This window comes from Serratia sp. CY31944, from assembly GCF_052169175.1.
Classification (GTDB): Bacteria; Pseudomonadota; Gammaproteobacteria; order Enterobacterales; family Enterobacteriaceae; genus Serratia; species Serratia sarumanii.
On sequence record NZ_JBJNLG010000024.1, the window covers coordinates 58,136 to 76,384 of the forward strand.

Below are 18,249 nucleotides of genomic sequence, written 5' to 3' on the forward strand. Positions count from 1 at the left end.
GCTTACTCTTCGCTGTCGCCGCCCGACGCCCGCACCGGCGCATCCACTTCGACGCGATCGATGCGCTGCAGGCCGCGCGGCAGCTGGGTGCCCTTGCGCCCGCGCTCGGCGCGGAACTTCTGCAAATCCTCCGGCCGCAGCGTCAGCTTGCGTTTGCCGACGTGCAGCGTGACGGACGCCTGCGGCGGCAGCACGAACAGCCAGGCCAGCTTGTCGTCACCGGCCGCCGCCTGGGCTGCCGGAATGGAGACGATCTTGTTGCCTTTGCCCTTCGACAGCTGCGGCAGATCGGCGACCGGGAACATCAGCATGCGCCCGGCGGCGGTGATCGACAGCAGCATGTCGTCTGCGCCGTGGATTTCCATCGGCGGCAGCGCCCTGGCGTTGTCCGGCAGCGTGATCATCACCTTGCCGGCGCGGTTGCGCGCCACCAAATCGTTGAAGGTGCAAACGAAGCCGTAACCGGCATCGGACGCCATCAGCAGCTTCTGATCGTCGGCCGCCATCAGCACTTGCTCAATGGTGGCGCCCGGCGGCGGCGTCAGCTTGCCGGTCAGCGGCTCGCCCTGCCCGCGCGCTGAAGGCAGCGTCATCGGATCGAGTGCATAGCTGCGCCCGGTGGAGTCGATGAATACCACCGGCTGGTTGCTCTTGCCGCGCGCCGCGCCGCGGAAGCTGTCGCCGGCCTTGTAGCTCAGGCCGGCCGGATCGATGTCGTGGCCCTTGGCGCTGCGCACCCAGCCCATTTCCGACAGCACGATGGTCACCGGCTCGGACGGCACGAAGTCGTGCTCGCTCATCGCCTTGGCCTCCGCACGCTCGGTCAGCGGCGAACGGCGATCGTCGCCGTAGGTCTGCGCATCGGCCTGGATCTCTTTCTTGATCAGCGTGTTCAGCTTGCGCTCGGACGCCAGCAGCGCCTGCAGCTGATCGCGCTCTTTCGCCAACTCATCCTGCTCACCGCGGATCTTGACCTCTTCCAGCTTGGCCAGGTGACGCAGTTTCAGCTCGAGGATCGCTTCCGCCTGGGTATCGGAGATGCCGAAACGCTGCATCAGCACCGGCTTCGGCTCATCTTCGCTGCGGATGATGTGGATCACCTCGTCGATATTGAGGAACGCCACCAGCAAACCTTCGAGGATATGCAGGCGTTTCAGCACCTTCTCGAGGCGGTAGTTCAGGCGGCGGCGCACCGTGTCGCGACGGTAGGCCAGCCATTCGGTGAGGATCTCCACCAGCCCTTTGACCTGCGGGCGGTTATCCAGACCGATCATGTTCATGTTGATGCGGTAGCTGCGTTCCAGATCGGTGGTGGCAAACAGGTGGTTCATCACCTGTTCCAGATCGATACGGTTGGAGCGCGGCACGATCACCAGGCGCGTCGGGTTTTCGTGGTCGGATTCATCGCGCAGATCTTCGACCATCGGCAGCTTCTTGGCGCGCATCTGGCTGGCGATCTGCTCCAGCACCTTGGCGCCGGACACCTGGTGCGGCAAGGCGGTGATCACCGCGCTGCCGTCTTCTTTCTTCCACACGGCGCGCATGCGCACCGAGCCGCGCCCGCTCTGGTAAATTTTGCGGATTTCGTCGCGCGGGGTGATGATCTCGGCTTCGGTCGGGAAGTCCGGCCCCTGCACGAATTCGAGCAGATCGTCGAGCGAGGCGCCCGGCTTGTCGAGCAGCGCCACCGCAGCGGCGGCGACTTCGCGCACGTTGTGCGGCGGAATGTCGGTCGCCATGCCGACGGCGATGCCGGTGGTGCCGTTCAGCAGGATGTTCGGCAGGCGCGCCGGCAACATCTTCGGCTCTTGCAGCGTGCCGTCAAAGTTCGGGATCCAGTCGACGGTGCCCTGCCCCAGCTCGGCCAGCAGCACTTCGGCGTATTTGGAGAGGCGCGATTCGGTATAACGCATCGCCGCAAACGACTTGGGATCGTCCGGCGCCCCCCAGTTCCCCTGGCCGTCCACCAGCGGATAGCGGTACGAGAACGGCTGCGCCATCAGCACCATGGCTTCATAACACGCGCTGTCGCCATGCGGGTGGTATTTACCCAGCACGTCGCCCACGGTGCGGGCGGATTTCTTGAATTTGGCGCTGTTGTTCAGCCCCAGCTCAGACATGGCGTAGATGATGCGGCGTTGTACCGGCTTCAAACCGTCGCCAATGTACGGCAACGCCCGATCCATGATGACGTACATGGAATAGTTCAGATAGGCGTTTTCAGTGAATGTGTGCAGCGGTAAACGCTCTACACCATCATGAGTCAGATCACTCATTACTCAATTATCCTCAGACCGTGGCTTGGCAATCCCTGGACGACAATAAGGCATCGCTTGTCGACTCTGCCCGCGATAGTAACCCATCTGCGGGGTGGCTGTCACAGTTGGCGCAAGGATCGCCGGCCGAAGGCGCTGCCGCCGGGACGTTTAGGCAAAATTCCATCGCGATTGTTGATTAAGAATCAACACTGTTGTGTCTGTCGTCACGTTTTTACTTGCCTGGTCAGCGATTACACTCTCGTTCAGCAAGCTGTTTTTGCGCACCGCAGCGGAAAACGGCATCTATCTTAACTCTGACGGGAGACGCAAAAGATGAGCAATATCCTGATTATCAACGCTAAAAAGCAATTCGGCCATTCCAACGGCGAACTCAACCAAACCCTGAGCGACGTGGCGGAAAGCTTCCTGCGCGATCTGCAGCACGAGGTGCAGGTCACGGTGGTCGACGACGGCTATGATATCGAAGCCGAAGTGCAGAAATACCTGTGGGCCGACGCGGTCATCTATCAGATGCCGGGTTGGTGGATGGGCGAGCCGTGGATCCTGAAAAAATACATCGACGAAGTGTTCACCGCCGGCCACGGCAGCCTGTACGCCAGCGATGGCCGCACCCGCTCCGACGCCGGCAAGAAGTACGGCTCCGGCGGCCTGACTCAGGGCAAAAAATACCTGCTGAGCCTGACCTGGAACGCCCCGCTCGAAGCCTTCACCGATCCGAACCAGTTCTTCCACGGCGTCGGCGTCGACGGCGTTTACCTGCACTTCCACAAGGCCAATCAGTTCCTGGGGATGGAAGCCTTGCCGACCTTTATCTGCAATGACGTGATAAAACAACCGGATATCGAAACGGACATCGCACGTTATCGCGAGCATCTGGCGGGAATTTTTGCTTAACTGGCAGCGAAGGGCTTAACCAACGAGGTAATAATGATCACCGTAATCGCAGAAATCAAAGTCAAACCCGGCCACCGCGCCACCGTGTTACAAGCCATTGAAAAACTGGTGCCGCTGGTGCTGGCGGAAGAAGGCTGCGGCGAATACACGCCGATGGTAGACAGCCACACGCAGGCTCCCTGGCAGAAACTGTCGCCGGATTCGGTGTTTATGCTGGAAAAATGGCAAAGCCAGGCGCATCTGGAAAAACACCTGCAGATCGACCATATGCTCAAGCACCGCGAGACCATCAAGGACTACGTGCTGGGCACCGAGATCTACGTGCTGGAAAACGCGCTGTAATCCCTTCAGAGGCCCTCTGCGGCCTCTGGCGGCTCTCCCTCAAGGCGGGCGCTGACGTAGTCGAGAAAACAGGTGAGGCGCGCTGCCAGCTGGGCGTCGTGGTAATACACCGCGTTGATCGGCTGACGCACGTCCAGCGTCTCCCGCACCAACAGCGGTACCAGCCTGCCCGCTTCCCGATCGCGTCGCGTCATGAAGTCCGCCAGCTGTACAATGCCCGCTCCGCGCAGCGCCAACTCACGCAGCGTCTCCCCGCTGGAGGCCGAGATCGTCGGTTCGATGGCGAAATGCCGCGCCTGCCGGTAACGCAGCGGCCACTGGTTCAGCGATTCCGGGTAGGTGAATCCCAACAGGCAATGGCGGTGCAGATCTTCCACGCCGCGCGGTTCGCCATGCCGTTGCAGGTAATCCGGGCTGGCGAGGATGCGCAACCGGCTGTGCCCCAGCAGGCGCGCATGCAGCGTGGAGTCACGCAGCGCGCCGATGCGGATCGCGATATCGGCGCGTTTCTCCAACAGGTCGATATTGCGATCGTCGGTGTCCAACTCCAGCTCAATCTGCGGATAACGACGGCGGAACTCCGCCACCATCGGCACCAGCACGTGCGCCATGAAAGGGGCGGCGGCGTTGACCCGCAGCCGACCGGCGGGCAGCTGGCGCCGCAGCGCCATCAGTTCTTCGGCCTGATCCACCGAACGCAGTATTTCGCGCGCAGGCGCCAGGAAGCTCTGCCCTTCTTCGGTCAGGCTCAGGCGACGCGTGGTGCGGCGCAAGAGCGTAGCGTCGAGTTTCGTTTCCAGGCGGCTGAGTGCGCGGCTGACGCCGGAGGTGGTTTGGCCGAGCCGATCGGCGGCGGCGGTGACCGAACCGCTGTCGACCACCGCAGTGAACGCCAGCAGCTCTTCGAGGGTGATCTTCACGCGGTTCGCCCCAGGTTGACGGGCGCCGCATGCAACGCCCTGCGGGAAAGCAGGCCCGGCGTTTCACCGGGCCAGGGTCAGGCTCAGACCGCCAACTCGGCCATGTCGCCCTTGTCTTGCAGCCAGTTGCGGCGATCTTCCGAACGCTTCTTGGCCAACAGCATGTCCATCACCGCCAGCGTCTGATCGACGTCATCCTCTGCCACCGTCAGTTGCACCAGACGGCGGGTGTTCGGATCGAGGGTGGTTTCGCGCAGCTGCAGCGGGTTCATCTCGCCCAGCCCTTTAAAGCGCTGTACGTTCGGCTTGCCCTTCTTGCGCTTCAGCTGTTCCAGCACGCCGGCTTTCTCTTCTTCATCCAGCGCGTAGAACACCTCTTTACCGAGATCGATACGGTACAGCGGCGGCATGGCGACATAGACGTGGCCGCCTTTCACCAGCGAACGGAAGTGGCGCACGAACAGCGCGCACAGCAGCGTGGCGATGTGCAGGCCGTCGGAGTCCGCATCCGCCAGGATGCAGATTTTGCCGTAGCGCAGCTGGCTGAGATCTTCGCTGTCCGGATCGATGCCGATCGCCACGGAAATGTCGTGCACTTCCTGCGAGGCGAGCACTTCGTCCGAGGAGACTTCCCAGGTGTTCAGGATCTTGCCCTTGAGCGGCATGATCGCCTGATATTCACGATCGCGCGCCTGCTTGGCCGATCCGCCCGCCGAGTCCCCTTCCACCAGGAACAGTTCGGTCATGGCCAGATCCTGCGAGGTGCAGTCCGCCAGCTTGCCCGGCAGCGCCGGCCCGCTGGTCAGCTTTTTGCGCACCACTTTCTTGGCGGCGCGCAGGCGGCGCTGGGCGCTGGAGATCGCCAGCTCGGCCAGCTGTTCCGCCGCCTGAACGTTCTGGTTCAGCCACAGGCTGAAGGCGTCTTTCACCACGCCGGAAACGAAGGCCGCGCACTGGCGCGAGGAGAGACGCTCTTTGGTCTGCCCGGCGAACTGCGGATCCTGCATCTTCACCGACAGCACGTAGGCGCAGCGATCCCAGATATCCTCCGCCGACAGCTTCACGCCGCGCGGCAGAATGTTGCGGAATTCGCAGAACTCGCGCATCGCGTCCAACAGCCCCTGACGCAGGCCGTTGACGTGGGTGCCGCCCTGCATGGTCGGGATCAGGTTGACGTAGCTTTCGGTCAGCAGCTCGCCGCCTTCCGGCAGCCACAGCAGCGCCCAGTCCACCGCTTCGGTGTCCCCGGCGAAATTGCCGACGAACGGCGCTTCCGGCAGGGTGATCAGGCCGTTGACCGCCTCCATCAGGTAGTCGGTCAGGCCGTCCTGATAGCACCAGCGCTGTTCGGTGTTGTTCACCTTGTCGATGAAATAGATCTCGACGCCGGGGCACAGCACCGCTTTGGCTTTCAGCAGGTGAGTCAGGCGCGATACCGAGAAGCGCGGGCTGTCGAAGAACTGCTCATCCGGCCAGAAGTGCACGCTGGTGCCGGTGTTGCGTTTGCCGCAGGTGCCGGTCACCGTCAGATCTTGCACCTTGTCGCCGTTTTCGAAGGCGATGCCGTAGACGTTGCCGTCGCGGCGCACGTTGACTTCCACCCGCTTCGACAGGGCGTTGACCACCGAGATCCCCACGCCGTGCAGGCCGCCGGAGAACTGGTAGTTTTTATTCGAGAATTTACCGCCGGCGTGCAGCCGGCACAGGATCAACTCAACCGCCGGCACGCCCTCTTCCGGGTGGATGTCCACCGGCATGCCGCGGCCGTCGTCGATCACTTCCAGCGACTGATCGGCGTGCAAAATCACGTCGATGCGCTTGGCGTGACCGGCCAACGCTTCGTCGACGCTGTTATCGATCACCTCTTGGCCGAGGTGGTTTGGGCGCGTCGTGTCGGTATACATGCCGGGACGACGGCGCACTGGTTCTAGACCGCTGAGTACTTCAATGGCATCAGCGTTATAGCTGGATTGAGTCATCGTTGATTATTTTTTCGTGGTTAAAGGGAGGTGCCGGAACGGTCCGTCAGACCGCGTTTAGCCCTAAAAAATCCACAATCTGGGGGAAGTAGTGCTCGAAACCGACGAAGGCGTGGTTTCCACCCGACTCCACCGTTTGCCGACACGCGGTGTAATACGCCACGGCCTGGCCGTAATCGAGAATTTCATCGCCCGTTTGCTGCAGCAGCCAGATTAAATCCGGCGACTCCAAGGGATCGATCTGCATCACTTTCAGATCGTAAACGTGCCGAGACTCTAACACATATTGCTGGCCGGTGTAGGGGTTCTCGTTGGCGCCGAGATAGTCGACCAGCAGCTCAAACGGCTTGACCGCCGGGTTGACCACCACCGCCGGCAGCGAAAAACACTGCGACAGCCAGGTGGCGTAATAGCCGCCCAGCGATGAACCGACCAGCCCGAGCGTTTGGCCGGCGCGCTCCAGCACCATATTCTCCAGCATCTCGGCGGCCTCCGCCGGAAAGGCCGGCAGTTGCGGCACCAGCATTTCGATATCGGGATGGTGCTCGGCCAGCCAGGCCTTGAAGGCCACCGCCTTGGCCGACTGCGGCGAACTGTTGAAACCGTGCAGGTAGAGCAGTGTCGAAGGCATCAGTATCCATCCGAGTCCATATCGGGGCGGAAATCGTCGTTTTCCAGGCGGAACACCTGCGTCTCGACGCGGCCGTCCGGCAGCAGATCGAGGTAGCGCCAGCCGGGGGAGACGTCGTCAATGGTGAAGTTCGTGCAGTGCGGCTTGAATTGCACGCAGGTGGACGGCGTCGCCAACAGGCGTCGGCCCTGCCATTCCAGATCCAGATCCTGGTGAATGTGCCCGCACACCACGGTATTCACTTTCGGATAACGCAGCAGGATCGCGCCCAGCATATGCGGGTTGCGCAGGCTGTGCTGATCGAGCCAGGTGCAGCCGGAAGGCAGCGGATGATGGTGCAGCAGCAACAGCGTATAGCGCTCGGGGTGAGCCTGCAGGCAGCGCTCCATCCACTCGAGCTGGTATTCGCTCAATTCGCCGTGCGGCACGCCGAACACCTGGCTGTCCAGCATCAGCACCTGCCAGCTGTCGCCCAGCAGCACCTGTTTGGAAGGCGCGATGCCGGCGGCGGCCAACGCATCGACCATCGCCGGTTGAAAATCATGGTTGCCCGGCAGCCACACGCAGGGAGCCGGCAATTGCGCGATGCCGGCGGCGAAGTGGCGGTAGGCCTCTTGCGAATGATCCTGCGCCAAATCTCCCGTGGCGACGATCAAATCGACGTCGCGGCGCTGCGCCTGGATGGCGTCCAGCACCGCGTGATAGCTGCGATAGGTATTGATGCCGAGCAACGTCTCGTGTTCGCCGGCAAAAAGGTGGGTATCTGTTATTTGTAGAATCCTGACCGCGGCCCCACTCGCCACGGGCAGTTTAAACAGGCTTTCCAAATGGTGTCCTTTGTTATTTCAGTCTGTCTAACAAACCGGAACCGCCATCGCTCCATGCGCCAAACAGTAGCGCAGCCAATCAGCAAGAAACTGGTTAATTTGATGCTTTTCGTCGCGTTGATGCAACTTTTTATTAGGATAATCATAACGCGCTTTAAAGCGATAGATCTGCTGACTGGAACACACTTCCGCAACCATGGCGTCATGGTACAGCCGCACCGTCATCGCGGGCAGGCTCCAGTAGCTGACCGCCGGAAAGATCTGCTCGATCTCCACCAGCGACGTGTAACGCGTGGACTCAACGATGGTCAAACGATAGCCGGCGCCGTTCACCTGATAAGTCACCGTTTCGCCCGCTTCGTCGTTGCGCGGCAGCAAGCGGCGCAATTGCGCGAAGTTGGTTTCGCACAATCTCATCATTTCGGGGAAATCAGGGGTATAGCGCTGTTTCATTAGTTGGCCCACTCTTTTCTCAACGATTCATGGTGCAACGCCAGCCATTGCAATGCAATCACTGATGCGGCGTTATCGATCGCGCCCTCCTCAACCCAGCGGTAAGCCTGCTCACGGCTGACCACGTGGACGCGGATATCTTCATGTTCTTCCACCAGGCCGTGGATGCCCTCAGCGGTGCCGGCGTCCACCTCGCCGACCATGATCGACAGACGTTCGCTGGTGCCGCCGGGGCTGGCCAGGTAGCTCAGCACCGGCTTGCAGCGCCCGACCACCACGCCGGCCTCCTCCTGCGCTTCGCGGCGGCACACGTCCTCGACGCTTTCGCCGGTCTCGATCATACCCGCCACCATTTCCAGCAGCCAGGGCGAATGGCTGGTATCAACCGCGGCGATGCGCAGTTGTTCAATCAGCACAACCTCGTCGCGCACCGGATCGTAGGGCAGCAGCACCGCCGCATGGCCGCGTTCAAAAATTTCACGCGTGATTTCAGGGCTCATTTCGCCATTGAACAACCGATGGCGAAACCGGTATAAATTGAGTGAAAAAAAACCACGGTACAGCGTCTCGCGTGCAATAATTTCTACATCTTTTTTCTCGAAAGTAACGGGCGACGGCTGCGAACGGTTCATGCGCGAATTCTCCTGCTTGAGTATGCCGATAAAATAATCGGTTTTGATGACAGAAACAGCGGGACTCTCCGCCGCGGCTTTATGTTAGGCTGTTTTCCGCCGCCGGATGCGGCACGTTTGTGCGCTCGCAGGTAATAGCGGGAAACAATCCGGATTGTCAGCCATAATATCAGCTGCAGTCGACCCGGGCAGTACGCCAAGGTAAATGGGCGGTCTGAAAGGTAAAAGTTACGTGAGATGGCACATTCAGCCACCTGATGCGTACCCCAGACTCTGCTAGAATCGGCAACTATTTCGTCTATCGTCAGCGCTAACATAGCAATATTGCTGCACAACAAGGAATGCAAATGAAGAAACTGCTCCCCCTTCTTATCGGACTGAGCCTGGGCGGCTTCAGTGCAATGAGCCAGGCAGAGAACCTGCTGCAGGTCTACAAACAGGCCAGGGAAAGTAACCCGGATCTGCGCAAAAGTGCTGCTGACCGCGACGCCGCATTCGAAAAGATCAATGAAGCGCGCAGCCCGTTGCTGCCGCAGCTCGGTTTAACCGCAGGTTACGATTACACCAACGGTTATCGTGACAGCAATGGCGTTAACAGCAACGTGACCAGCGGTTCGTTGGCGCTGACGCAAACTATTTTCGACATGTCGAAATGGCGCCAGCTGACGCTGCAGGAAAAGACCGCCGGCATCTCCGACGTCACCTTCCAGACCGCTGAGCAGTCGCTGATTCTCAACACCGCCACCGCCTACTTCAACGTGCTGAAGGCGATCGACACGCTGTCCTATACCCAGGCGCAGAAAGATGCGGTATACCGCACGCTGGATCAAACCACCCAGCGCTTCAACGTGGGCCTGGTGGCGATCACCGACGTGCAGAACGCCCGCTCGAACTATGACACCGTGCTGGCGGCGGAAGTCTCCGCCCGCAACGATCTGGATAACGCGCTGGAAACGCTGCGCCAGGTGACCGGGGCCTTCTACCCGGAGCTGGCCTCGTTGAATACCGATCGCTTCAGTACCCAGCGCCCGGAAGCGGTGAACAACCTGCTGAAAGAAGCGGAAGCGCGCAACCTGAGCCTGCTGTCCGCCCGTCTGAGCCAGGACCTGGCGCGCGAGCAAATCCGCGCAGCCCAAACCGGCTATATGCCGACGATTGACGTCAGCGCGTCAACCGGCATCAGCAATACCAAATACAACGGCTCCAACACCGGCGGCGCGAATGCCGCACGCTACAGCGACTCCGATGCGGGCCAAAATAAGGTCGGCATCAGCTTCAACCTGCCGCTGTACAGCGGCGGCGCGACCAACTCGCAGGTCAAACAAGCGCAGTACGGCTTCGTCGGCGCCAGCGAGCAGTTGGAAAGCTCACACCGCAGCGTGGTGCAGACCGTGCGTTCGTCGTTCAACAACGTTAACGCCTCGATCAGCAGCATCAACGCCTACAAACAGGCGGTGATCTCCGCGCAAAGCTCCCTGGACGCGATGGAAGCCGGTTATCAGGTCGGTACCCGCACCATCGTCGACGTGCTGGACGCCACCACCACGCTGTATAACGCCAAACGTCAGCTGTCCGACGCGCGTTATACCTATCTGATCAACCAGCTGAACATCAAGTCGGCGCTCGGCACGCTGAACCAGAACGATTTGCTGCTGCTGAACGGCGCGTTGGGCAAACCGGTGTCGACCGCACCTGACGCCGTGGCGCCGCAGAATCGCGCGCAGGACGCCTATGCAGACGGCTATCAGGACAATGCGCCGATGCAGCAAACCGCGGCGCCGGTACCGGCGGCCACTCGCGCATCCGCGCCGGCCGTCACCACCAGCCAACCGGCTCGCCAGAGCGGCAACCCATTCCGCAACTGATGCGCACGCGTTGATAAATACGGGGTCCGGCCTGCGCCGCGCCCCGTTTTTTTTGCCCCGATTTCCCCCACTTCTGCCCGCCGCCTCACAGCCGCCGCTGTGCCAGGTGGTATCATCGTCACTCTCGTTTTCGCAGTCTGGTGAGGTTCGATGGACAACGATTCACGCTGGCAGCGCTTGATTAACGACGGCGAACTGCCGCCGCCGCTGCGCCCGACACAGGCGGTTTACGCCTCCTGGCTGCGCTGCCGCAGCCTGATGCAGCCCGACGTCTGGCAAGCACCGCACCGCGCCCAGGGCGCCACCTTCGAATCGATTTGCCGCCGCAAGAACGACCTGCTGACGCTCGGCCAGGCGGCGCTGGAGGACGCCTGCGAATACATGGAGCCGCGTCGTTGCCTGTTGATGATCCTCGACGAGAGCGGCTGCATGCTGTGGCGCTGCGGCGACACCCAAACCTGGGAGCTGTTGCAGCCATTGGGGTTCGCCCCCGGCGCTTACTGGGCCGAGGGGCAGATCGGCACCAACGCCCCGGCGCTGGCGGCGACGGAAGGCCACCCGGTGCGGGTGAGCGGCGAGGAGCACGTGCGCCGGGCGCTGCACGGCTGGTCATTCTGCGCGACGCCGGTCTACGACAACAGCGGCCGCCAACGCGGCTCGATCGCGCTGGGCTGCCTGCTGGCCGACTGCGCCGCCGGCGATCTGTCGCTGACGCTGGCCATCGCTCGCGAAATCGGCAATTCGCTGAACGCCGACGGCCTGCTGGCGGAATCCAACCGCCATCTTAACCAGCTTTACGGCCTGCTGGACGGCGTGGACGACGGCGTCATGGCCTGGGATCACCGTGGCTACCTGCAATATATCAACCAGCGCGCCGCCGCCCTGCTGAAGCTGGACGAGCAGCAGAGCCAGGGCAAACCGCTGGCGCAGCTGCTGACGCTGCCCGCCCTGCTCAAGCGCGCTATCGCCGACCGGCAGCCGCTGCAACACGTCGAAGTCACCTTCGAAAGCCAGCGGCAGTTTATCGCCGCCCTGCTGACGCTAAAGCCGATTTTCGACGGCGATCGCTGCAGTTTCATCGCCCTGCTGCACCCGCTCGAGCGGCTACGCCAGTATGTCAGCAGCCAGTTGGGGCGCGTCAGCCACAGCTTCGAGCAAATGCCCTCCGCCTCGCTGGAGATGCGGCGGCTGATCCGTTACGGGCAGCAGGCGGCCAAGGGCCAGCATCCAATCCTGCTGCGCGGGGAGGAAGGGGTTGGTAAAGAGCGGCTCAGCCAGGCTATCCACAACGCCGGCGAACGCGCCGCCGGGCCGTATATCGCCCTCAACTGCCAGCTGCTGCCGCAGGCGCAGGGGCTGCGTGAACTGCTGGGCAGCGACGCCAACGAAGAAGAGGCGGGCCAGCTGAGTAAATTCGAATTGGCCAACGGCGGCACGCTGTACCTCGAACAGATCGAATACCTGCCGGCGGAGATGCAATCGGCATTGCTGCAGGTGCTGAAAACCGGCGTGGTGATCCGCCTCAATTCCAGCCGGGTGATCCCGGTCGATGTCCGAGTCATCGCCGGCAGCGCCGCCGATCTGCCGCTGCTGGTGCAGCAAAACCGCTTCCGCCGCCAGCTGTTTTACAGCCTGCAGGCGTTCGAGATTCAGATCCCGCCGCTGCGCCAGCGGCTGAGCGATATTCCGCTGCTGGTCAAACACCATCTGCGCACGCTGGAGCAGCATTTTCAGTGTCGCTTTCGGGTGGATGACGAAGTGATGGCCCAGCTGGCGCTCTACCTGTGGCCGGGCAACGATTTGGAACTGAAAGGGGTGGTGGAGCGCGCGGCAATGATCTGCCACGGCCACCACATCCAATTGGCGGATCTGCCGGCGCACCTGCTCGGCCAGCCGTCGCTGCTGGAAAGCGATCCGCAGCCCGGCGCGCCGCTGCTGACGCTGACGGACATGGAGCGCCAGGCGATCCTGCGCGCGGCGACCGTCAGCCGCGGCCAGCTGACGGAAATGGCGCAGCTGTTGGGCATCGGCCGCACCACCCTGTGGCGGAAGATCAAACAGCACGGGATCGACATCCGCCAGTTCAAGCTGCGCGCCTGAACGCCTAGTGGCTGAGCTGCAGTACCCCGCGCGCGGCGTCCAGCATCGCCTTCTGCCCGCTGCGGGTTTTGCTCAGGCAATCCTGCATGCCGACCACCATCGGCATGCCCATCGCCTTCGCCAGAATGGCGCTGTGCGACAGGGCATTGCCGCCGCTCAGGCAGATGCCGAGCACCAGCCGCCTGTCGAGCATCACCACCTCCGAAGGCATCAGTTCGTCCATCACCAGTATCGACGGCTCTGCCAGCGCAATCGTCGGTAACGGCAGCCCCTGCAGATGGCACAGCGTGCGGCGCAGCATGTCGCGCACGTCCAGTTCGCGCGCCCGCATGTAGTCGTCATCCAGCTCGCGGTACTCTTCGGCGATCGCCTCCAGCACCTGTCGCCAGGCCTGCTCGGCGTTGCACAACTGCTGCGCGATGCGGGTGTACGCCGCCTGCTGCAGATCCGGATCGTCCAGCAGCATGCTGTGGGCACCGAAGATCGCCGCCTGCGGCTTGCCGATCAGCGTGCCGGTGCGCTCTGCCAGCCGGTTCAGATCGCTCAGCGTGCGCTGCAGCGCCTCACGCAGGCGTTGCTGTTCGCCCAACACCTCGTCTGCGCCGATTCGTCGATCGGCGGCTGGCGGCCAGAAGCTATGGGCCTGGAACACCGGCCCGCTGGTGACGCTTTCCGCCACCGGAATGCCATGCAGCGAAGGCTGCTGCCGCTCGGAAACCGTCTCGCCGAAATGTTGTTCCGCCAGCGCTTTGAACGCCGCCAGCGCTTCGTCCGCCTGCGCGCCGTCGGCGATCAGGCGAATGGTGTCGCCGTGGCGCACCTGCAGCAGCGCCAGCTGATTGAGGCTGCGCGGATCGATGCACTGCCCCTGCTTTTCCAGCACCAGCTCAGCCTTGAACGGCGCCAGCGCCTCGACCAACCGCGCCGCCGGGCGCGCATGCAGCCCATGCGGGTTCTGCACCGTCCAGGTTGCGCTTTTGCCCTGCGCCAGCGGCAAGGCCGCGCTTTTTGCGGCCGGCGAGCCTTCGCCCAGCTGCGCCTGTTTGGCCTGCAGCGCGCCCTGCGCCTCCGCCACCACCTGCTCCAGCGCGGCACCAGAGTTGGCGGCCACCACCGCCGCCAGCGTACCTTCGACCAGCGGCGCCGCACACAGCCGCACTTTGACAGCCACGTCCGGATCCAGCAGATCGAGCGCGGTTTCGGCGCTGAGCAGCGCGCTGCCCAGATCCATCAGCACCAGAACGCCGTCGCCGTCGGCGACCGCTTCGATCGCCTCCATCACTTTGACGGCGTCCGTGCCGATCGGGTGCTGCTCGTCATCCACGCCCGCCGCCAGCGCCAGTTTGCAGCCGTCGCCGCGCATCATCTGCCGCGCCAGTTGCTCAACGCCGCGCGCCAGCAACGCGCTGTGCGAAACCACCACGATATTAATCATCTCGCCTCCTGCTAGCTGCCGACGACCTCGGCCAGCGTTTTCATCATCAACATCACCGAAGTGGCGCCGGGATCCTGGTGGCCGATGCTGCGCTCGCCCAGGTAACTGGCCCGCCCCTTGCGCGCCTGCATGGTAATGGTGCTCTCCACCGCCCGCTCGGCGCTGTCGGCGGCGCGCTGCAGCGCCTCCGCCACGCTCAGGTTCTGCTGTGCGGACTGCCCGAGGCTTTCCACTACCGGCCACCAGACGTCGCACATGGTCTTGTCGCCCGGCTCCGCCTTACCGCGCATCACCACGCCTTCAACCCCCTCTTGCATCATTTGATGCAGCTCCGCCAGATCCAGGCTTTGCTTGGCGTTCGCCGCCTGCGCCGCGCGGATGAAGAAGGTGCCGAACAGCGGACCGCTGGCGCCGCCCACGCTCGACAGCAGCGTCATGCCGGTGTTTTTCAGGATGAAGCCTATGTCCTTGTCCGCCACCGACGGCAGCTTTTCCACCACCTTGTTGAAACCGCGATTCATGTTCAAACCGTGGTCGGCATCGCCGATCTCGGTATCCAGCCGAGTCAGAAAATCGCGCTCCCGGCTGAACACCTCGCCGCAACGCATCAGCCAATCGACAACCTGTTGTTTGGTCAACGCCATGATTCCTCCTCAGCAACCCCAACGCAGCGCAGGCGTTTTCACCGGCGCATCCCACAAGGACAACAGCTCGTCGTCCACGTTCAACAGCGTGATGGACACGCCCTGCATATCGAGCGAAGTGCAGTAAGAGCCCACCAGATTGCGCTCAATGATGATGCCCGCCTCGGCGCAGCGCTCCGCCAGCCGATGGTATACGCCGTACAGCTCAGACAGCGGCGTGGCGCCCAGGTTGTTGACCAGCGCGATCGCCCGATCGCCGCGCGTCAGCGGCTGCTTGGTCTGCATCTCGTCGCGCCACTCGCCCTGCTGACGATCCCAGACGCGGATCGTGCGCTGATAGTGGCCGTGGTCGATCAGCGTATGAAACATGTCGTCCACCGCCGCGTTGAGCGTGGTGAACGAGCGGCGCGCAATGCCCGGCTCGCCGTGAATGCCGACGCCGAACTCCATTTCGTTCTCCGCCAGGGTGAACGACGGCTTGCCGGCGGCCGGCACGGTGCAAGCCCCCAGCGCGATGCCGATCGAATGCCCGTGGTTATTGATGCGATGCCCTAACGTCACCACGCTGTCCAGATCGTCGCCGCGCGCCGCGGCGGCGCCCAGCAGTTTCTCCATCAGCACGGTGTTCGCCACCCCGCGCCGCCCGGCGGTAAACAGGCTGTCTTTGACCGCCACGTCGTCATCCACCAGCACCGTCGCCACCGCGACGCCGCTGTCGTGCAGCAGCTCGGTGGCGGTTTCGAAGTTGAGCACGTCGCCGGTGTAGTTCTTGATCAGCATCAGCACCCCGGCGCCGCCGTCGATCGCCTGGCCGCACTCGTACATTTTATCCGGCGTCGGCGAGGTGAAAATCTCGCCCGGGCAGGCGCCGTCGAGCATCCCTTCGCCGACGAAACCGCAGTGCATCGGCTCGTGGCCGCTACCGCCGCCGGACAGGATCGCCACCTTGCCCGCCACCGGCGCGTCGGCGCGGGTCACGAACAGCGGATCCGCGTGCACCAGCAGCTCGGGATGGGCCTCCGCCAGCCCCTGCAACTGCTCTTCCAACACCGACTCGACCTGATTAATCAGTTTTTTCACAATGGTTTCCTCTGTAAGAACAGGGGCGCGGCGCACCGCGCCCCAACGATATCAATGATGCTGCAGCCAGGCGGCGCCCAGCCGATCCGCCGTCAGGATCGCCGCCTGCACGCCCGCGGGAGTAACCTTGAACGGCATGTTGTGAATGGTTTCGCCGGCGGCGCAGCTGGCTTCGGCCACCGCCATCATCTTCGCCGCCGCATCGCCGGTGACGCCCATCTGCGCCAGCGTGATCGGCAGGCCGATGCCATGACAAAACGCCAGCACGGTTTCAATCTGCGCCATCGGGCTGTTCTGCAGCACCAGCTGCGCCAGGGTGCCGAACGCCACTTTCTCGCCGTGATACAGGTGGTGGCACTCCTCCAGCACGGTAAAACCGTTGTGAATGGCGTGCGCCGCCGCCAGCCCACTGCTCTCGAAGCCGATGCCGCTCAGATAGGTATTGGCCTCAATGATGCGTTCCACCGCTTCCGTCACCACGCCGGCCTCGACCGCCAGTTTGGCTTTCACCCCTTCCGCCAGCAGCGTGTCGTAGCACAGCCGCGCCAGGCTGAGCGCCGCCAGCGTCGATTTGCCGCCGGCCATGCTGGTGGCCTGGGCGTCGAAGCAGGCCTGCGCCTCGAAATAGGTGGAAAGCGCGTCGCCCATGCCGGCCACCAGCAGGCGCACCGGCGCCTTGGCGATGATGGCGCTGTCCATCACCACCATGTCCGGGTTGCGCGGGTAAATCAGGTACTCGGCGAATTCGCCCTGTTCGGTGTAGAGAACCGACAGCGCGCTGGTCGGCGCATCGGTGGAGGCGATGGTGGGAATGAGCACCACCGGCAGCTGTTGGTAGTGCGCCACGGCCTTGGCGGTGTCGAGCGTCTTGCCGCCGCCGACGCCGATCACGCCGCGGCAGCCGTGAGCCTGGAGCTCATGGCCGAGCCGGTCTATCTCCTTGCGGCAGCATTCGCCGTTGAAGCGGGCCGCATGATGTTTCACGCCGTGCTGCTGCAGGCTGCCCATTAGGGTGTCGCCCGCCAGCTGCATCACGAAGTCGTCGGCGATCACCAGATAGTGATCGGCGAGGGATTTGGCGTGTTCGCCGACGGCGGCCAGCGCATTGGCGCCCTGAATGTATTTGCCTGGTGACTGGATGATTCTCAACATAACCGGATCCTTGTAGGGAGTTGGCGATGGTAACGTTCAGATATCAGGTGATGACGCGCCGACTTCGCCGCCGGCTTGTTGTTGTGCTTCGACTATGAGCGCCCGCAGCCCGCCTGGCGAGCCTCGCGATTTTTGTTCCATTATGGAACATCATCATAGCGAAAACGTTTCATGATGAAACGCCAGCGCGCGTTTTTTCGCCGCGAAAGCGAACTGGCGCACACCCCAACGTATAACTGCGTAAAGAGTCGATTCTGCGGGCGTTTCAGCTTTAATTTTGACCATGTTTCCCCTATCCTTAGCGCCACTACTGGGAAAGGGCGAAAACAGCCCGCATGATGGGATTGATAACGATGAAACGGACAAAAAACATCAACCAAGAGACGTTCCGCAAATCCTGGCGCAGCTACCGTGTCGCGCCCGTGGCCTTGGCGATCAGCGCCGTCTTTATGCTGGCCGGCTGCGAGAAGAGCGATGAAACGGTCTCCCTGTATCAGAATGCCGATGACTGTTCGCGCGCCAATCCTTCGATGAGCGAGCAGTGCACCACCTCCTACAACAACGCCCTGCAAGAAGCGGCGAAAACCGCGCCGAAATACGCCACCCGCGAAGACTGCGTCGCCGAGTTCGGCGAAGCGCAGTGCACCCAGGCGCCGGCACAGGCCGGCATGGCGGCGGAATCGCAAAGCAGCGGCAGCTTCTGGATGCCGCTGATGGCGGGCTACATGATGGGCCGCCTGATGGGCGGTTCCGGCTTCGCGCAGCAGCCGCTGTTCACCTCCAAGAACGCCGCCAGCCCGGCGAACGGCAAGTTTGTCGACGCCAGCGGCAAGAGCTACGGCCCGGCCACCGCCGGCGGCCGCACCATGACGGTACCGAAAACCGCCATGGCGCCGAAGCCTGCGGTCACCAACACCGTGACCCGCGGCGGCTTCGGCGAGACCGTAGCCAAGCAGACCAGCATGCAGCGCAGCAGCGCCACCTCCAACTCCGGCTCTCGCAGCATGGGCGGTTGA

At 62.7% G+C, this 18,249-nt stretch carries 17 protein-coding genes; 5 read left to right on the forward strand and 12 right to left on the reverse strand.

Annotated elements, in window-relative coordinates; all coding sequences use genetic code 11:
• Positions 1–2 precede the first annotated feature (2 nt).
• On the reverse strand, positions 3–2,276 hold the full coding sequence (parC, locus tag ACJ8IN_RS21530) for a DNA topoisomerase IV subunit A (protein WP_033636058.1): 2,274 nt from the start codon (positions 2,274–2,276) through the stop codon (positions 3–5).
• Positions 2,277–2,591: 315 nt separating this feature from the next.
• Here parC and ACJ8IN_RS21535 point away from each other — a divergent pair, with 315 nt between their 5' ends.
• Together ACJ8IN_RS21535 and ACJ8IN_RS21540 are read left to right on the forward strand one after the other, a co-directional pair.
• Positions 2,592–3,173, forward strand: coding sequence for an NAD(P)H-dependent oxidoreductase (locus ACJ8IN_RS21535; protein ID WP_060439219.1), 582 nt, complete (start codon positions 2,592–2,594; stop codon positions 3,171–3,173).
• 33 nt (positions 3,174–3,206) lie between these two features.
• On the forward strand, positions 3,207–3,515 hold the full coding sequence (locus ACJ8IN_RS21540) for a putative quinol monooxygenase (RefSeq protein ID WP_033638602.1): 309 nt from the start codon (positions 3,207–3,209) through the stop codon (positions 3,513–3,515).
• Between the two features lie 5 nt (positions 3,516–3,520).
• On the opposite strand, the gene ACJ8IN_RS21545 is transcribed toward ACJ8IN_RS21540, so the two are convergent.
• From ACJ8IN_RS21545 to nudF, 6 genes are all read right to left on the reverse strand, one after another.
• Positions 3,521–4,435, reverse strand: a complete 915-nt coding sequence (locus ACJ8IN_RS21545; RefSeq protein WP_049212936.1) for a LysR substrate-binding domain-containing protein — start codon at positions 4,433–4,435, stop codon at positions 3,521–3,523.
• Between the two features lie 83 nt (positions 4,436–4,518).
• Positions 4,519–6,414: a DNA topoisomerase IV subunit B gene (gene parE, locus ACJ8IN_RS21550; RefSeq protein WP_025304305.1), complete on the reverse strand. Its 1,896-nt coding sequence runs from the start codon at positions 6,412–6,414 to the stop codon at positions 4,519–4,521.
• 46 nt (positions 6,415–6,460) lie between these two features.
• A complete protein-coding gene (gene yqiA, locus ACJ8IN_RS21555; RefSeq protein ID WP_025304306.1) occupies positions 6,461–7,045 on the reverse strand; it encodes an esterase YqiA in 585 nt (194 codons plus the stop codon).
• A complete protein-coding gene (gene cpdA / locus ACJ8IN_RS21560; RefSeq protein WP_033636061.1) occupies positions 7,045–7,872 on the reverse strand; it encodes a 3',5'-cyclic-AMP phosphodiesterase in 828 nt (275 codons plus the stop codon). The genes yqiA and cpdA overlap by 1 nt, the downstream gene beginning before the upstream one ends.
• Before the next feature lie 27 nt (positions 7,873–7,899).
• The gene (locus tag ACJ8IN_RS21565) at positions 7,900–8,325 is read right to left on the reverse strand and encodes a DUF1249 family protein (RefSeq protein ID WP_004937244.1); all 426 of its coding nucleotides are present in this window, start codon (positions 8,323–8,325) and stop codon (positions 7,900–7,902) included.
• On the reverse strand, positions 8,325–8,957 hold the full coding sequence (gene nudF, locus ACJ8IN_RS21570) for an ADP-ribose diphosphatase (protein WP_060439220.1): 633 nt from the start codon (positions 8,955–8,957) through the stop codon (positions 8,325–8,327). Before nudF ends, ACJ8IN_RS21565 begins: the two co-directional genes overlap by 1 nt.
• A 347-nt stretch (positions 8,958–9,304) precedes the next feature.
• On the opposite strand from nudF, the gene hasF reads away from it, so the two are divergent.
• Together hasF and dhaR are read left to right on the forward strand one after the other, a co-directional pair.
• A complete protein-coding gene (gene hasF, locus ACJ8IN_RS21575) occupies positions 9,305–10,822 on the forward strand; it encodes a multidrug efflux transporter outer membrane subunit HasF (protein ID WP_060439221.1) in 1,518 nt (505 codons plus the stop codon).
• A 150-nt stretch (positions 10,823–10,972) separates the two neighbouring features.
• Positions 10,973–12,922 (forward strand): dihydroxyacetone kinase operon transcriptional regulator DhaR, encoded by a 1,950-nt coding sequence (gene dhaR, locus ACJ8IN_RS21580; protein ID WP_060439222.1) that lies wholly within the window; start codon positions 10,973–10,975, stop codon positions 12,920–12,922.
• Positions 12,923–12,926: 4 nt separating this feature from the next.
• Here the strand turns inward: dhaR and dhaM are convergent, their stop codons facing one another.
• The 5 genes from dhaM to ACJ8IN_RS21605 form a co-directional block, all read right to left on the reverse strand.
• The gene (dhaM, locus tag ACJ8IN_RS21585) at positions 12,927–14,357 is read right to left on the reverse strand and encodes a dihydroxyacetone kinase phosphoryl donor subunit DhaM (RefSeq protein ID WP_060439223.1); all 1,431 of its coding nucleotides are present in this window, start codon (positions 14,355–14,357) and stop codon (positions 12,927–12,929) included.
• Positions 14,358–14,368: 11 nt separating this feature from the next.
• Entirely contained in the window at positions 14,369–15,001 is a 633-nt protein-coding gene (gene dhaL / locus ACJ8IN_RS21590; protein ID WP_308326054.1) for a dihydroxyacetone kinase subunit DhaL, read from the reverse strand.
• A gap of 9 nt (positions 15,002–15,010) precedes the next feature.
• Complete coding sequence (gene dhaK / locus ACJ8IN_RS21595; RefSeq protein ID WP_047570472.1) at positions 15,011–16,081, reverse strand: dihydroxyacetone kinase subunit DhaK; 1,071 nt, start codon at positions 16,079–16,081, stop codon at positions 15,011–15,013.
• 51 nt (positions 16,082–16,132) lie between these two features.
• Positions 16,133–17,233 carry a glycerol dehydrogenase gene (locus ACJ8IN_RS21600; RefSeq protein WP_047570470.1) on the reverse strand — a complete coding sequence of 367 codons (1,101 nt, stop codon included), beginning with the start codon at positions 17,231–17,233 and terminating at the stop codon, positions 16,133–16,135.
• Between the two features lie 153 nt (positions 17,234–17,386).
• Positions 17,387–17,518: a hypothetical protein gene (locus ACJ8IN_RS21605; protein WP_268257843.1), complete on the reverse strand. Its 132-nt coding sequence runs from the start codon at positions 17,516–17,518 to the stop codon at positions 17,387–17,389.
• A 68-nt stretch (positions 17,519–17,586) separates the two neighbouring features.
• Here ACJ8IN_RS21605 and ACJ8IN_RS21610 point away from each other — a divergent pair, with 68 nt between their 5' ends.
• On the forward strand, positions 17,587–18,249 hold the full coding sequence (locus ACJ8IN_RS21610) for a DUF1190 family protein (RefSeq protein WP_025304315.1): 663 nt from the start codon (positions 17,587–17,589) through the stop codon (positions 18,247–18,249).

What these genes read in the sequence shown, in the direction of transcription:
- parC (WP_033636058.1), bottom strand. Translation starts at nt 2,276, where the DNA reads ATGAGTGATCTGACTCATGATGGTGTAGAGCGTTTACCGCTGCACACA.
- ACJ8IN_RS21535 (WP_060439219.1), top strand. Translation starts at nt 2,592, where the DNA reads ATGAGCAATATCCTGATTATCAACGCTAAAAAGCAATTCGGCCATTCC.
- ACJ8IN_RS21540 (WP_033638602.1), top strand. Translation starts at nt 3,207, where the DNA reads ATGATCACCGTAATCGCAGAAATCAAAGTCAAACCCGGCCACCGCGCC.
- parE (WP_025304305.1), bottom strand. Translation starts at nt 6,414, where the DNA reads ATGACTCAATCCAGCTATAACGCTGATGCCATTGAAGTACTCAGCGGT.
- yqiA (WP_025304306.1), bottom strand. Translation starts at nt 7,045, where the DNA reads ATGCCTTCGACACTGCTCTACCTGCACGGTTTCAACAGTTCGCCGCAG.
- ACJ8IN_RS21565 (WP_004937244.1), bottom strand. Translation starts at nt 8,325, where the DNA reads ATGAAACAGCGCTATACCCCTGATTTCCCCGAAATGATGAGATTGTGC.
- nudF (WP_060439220.1), bottom strand. Translation starts at nt 8,957, where the DNA reads ATGAACCGTTCGCAGCCGTCGCCCGTTACTTTCGAGAAAAAAGATGTA.
- hasF (WP_060439221.1), top strand. Translation starts at nt 9,305, where the DNA reads ATGAAGAAACTGCTCCCCCTTCTTATCGGACTGAGCCTGGGCGGCTTC.
- dhaR (WP_060439222.1), top strand. Translation starts at nt 10,973, where the DNA reads ATGGACAACGATTCACGCTGGCAGCGCTTGATTAACGACGGCGAACTG.
- dhaM (WP_060439223.1), bottom strand. Translation starts at nt 14,357, where the DNA reads ATGATTAATATCGTGGTGGTTTCGCACAGCGCGTTGCTGGCGCGCGGC.
- dhaL (WP_308326054.1), bottom strand. Translation starts at nt 15,001, where the DNA reads ATGGCGTTGACCAAACAACAGGTTGTCGATTGGCTGATGCGTTGCGGC.
- ACJ8IN_RS21600 (WP_047570470.1), bottom strand. Translation starts at nt 17,233, where the DNA reads ATGTTGAGAATCATCCAGTCACCAGGCAAATACATTCAGGGCGCCAAT.
- ACJ8IN_RS21605 (WP_268257843.1), bottom strand. Translation starts at nt 17,518, where the DNA reads ATGGTCAAAATTAAAGCTGAAACGCCCGCAGAATCGACTCTTTACGCA.
- ACJ8IN_RS21610 (WP_025304315.1), top strand. Translation starts at nt 17,587, where the DNA reads ATGAAACGGACAAAAAACATCAACCAAGAGACGTTCCGCAAATCCTGG.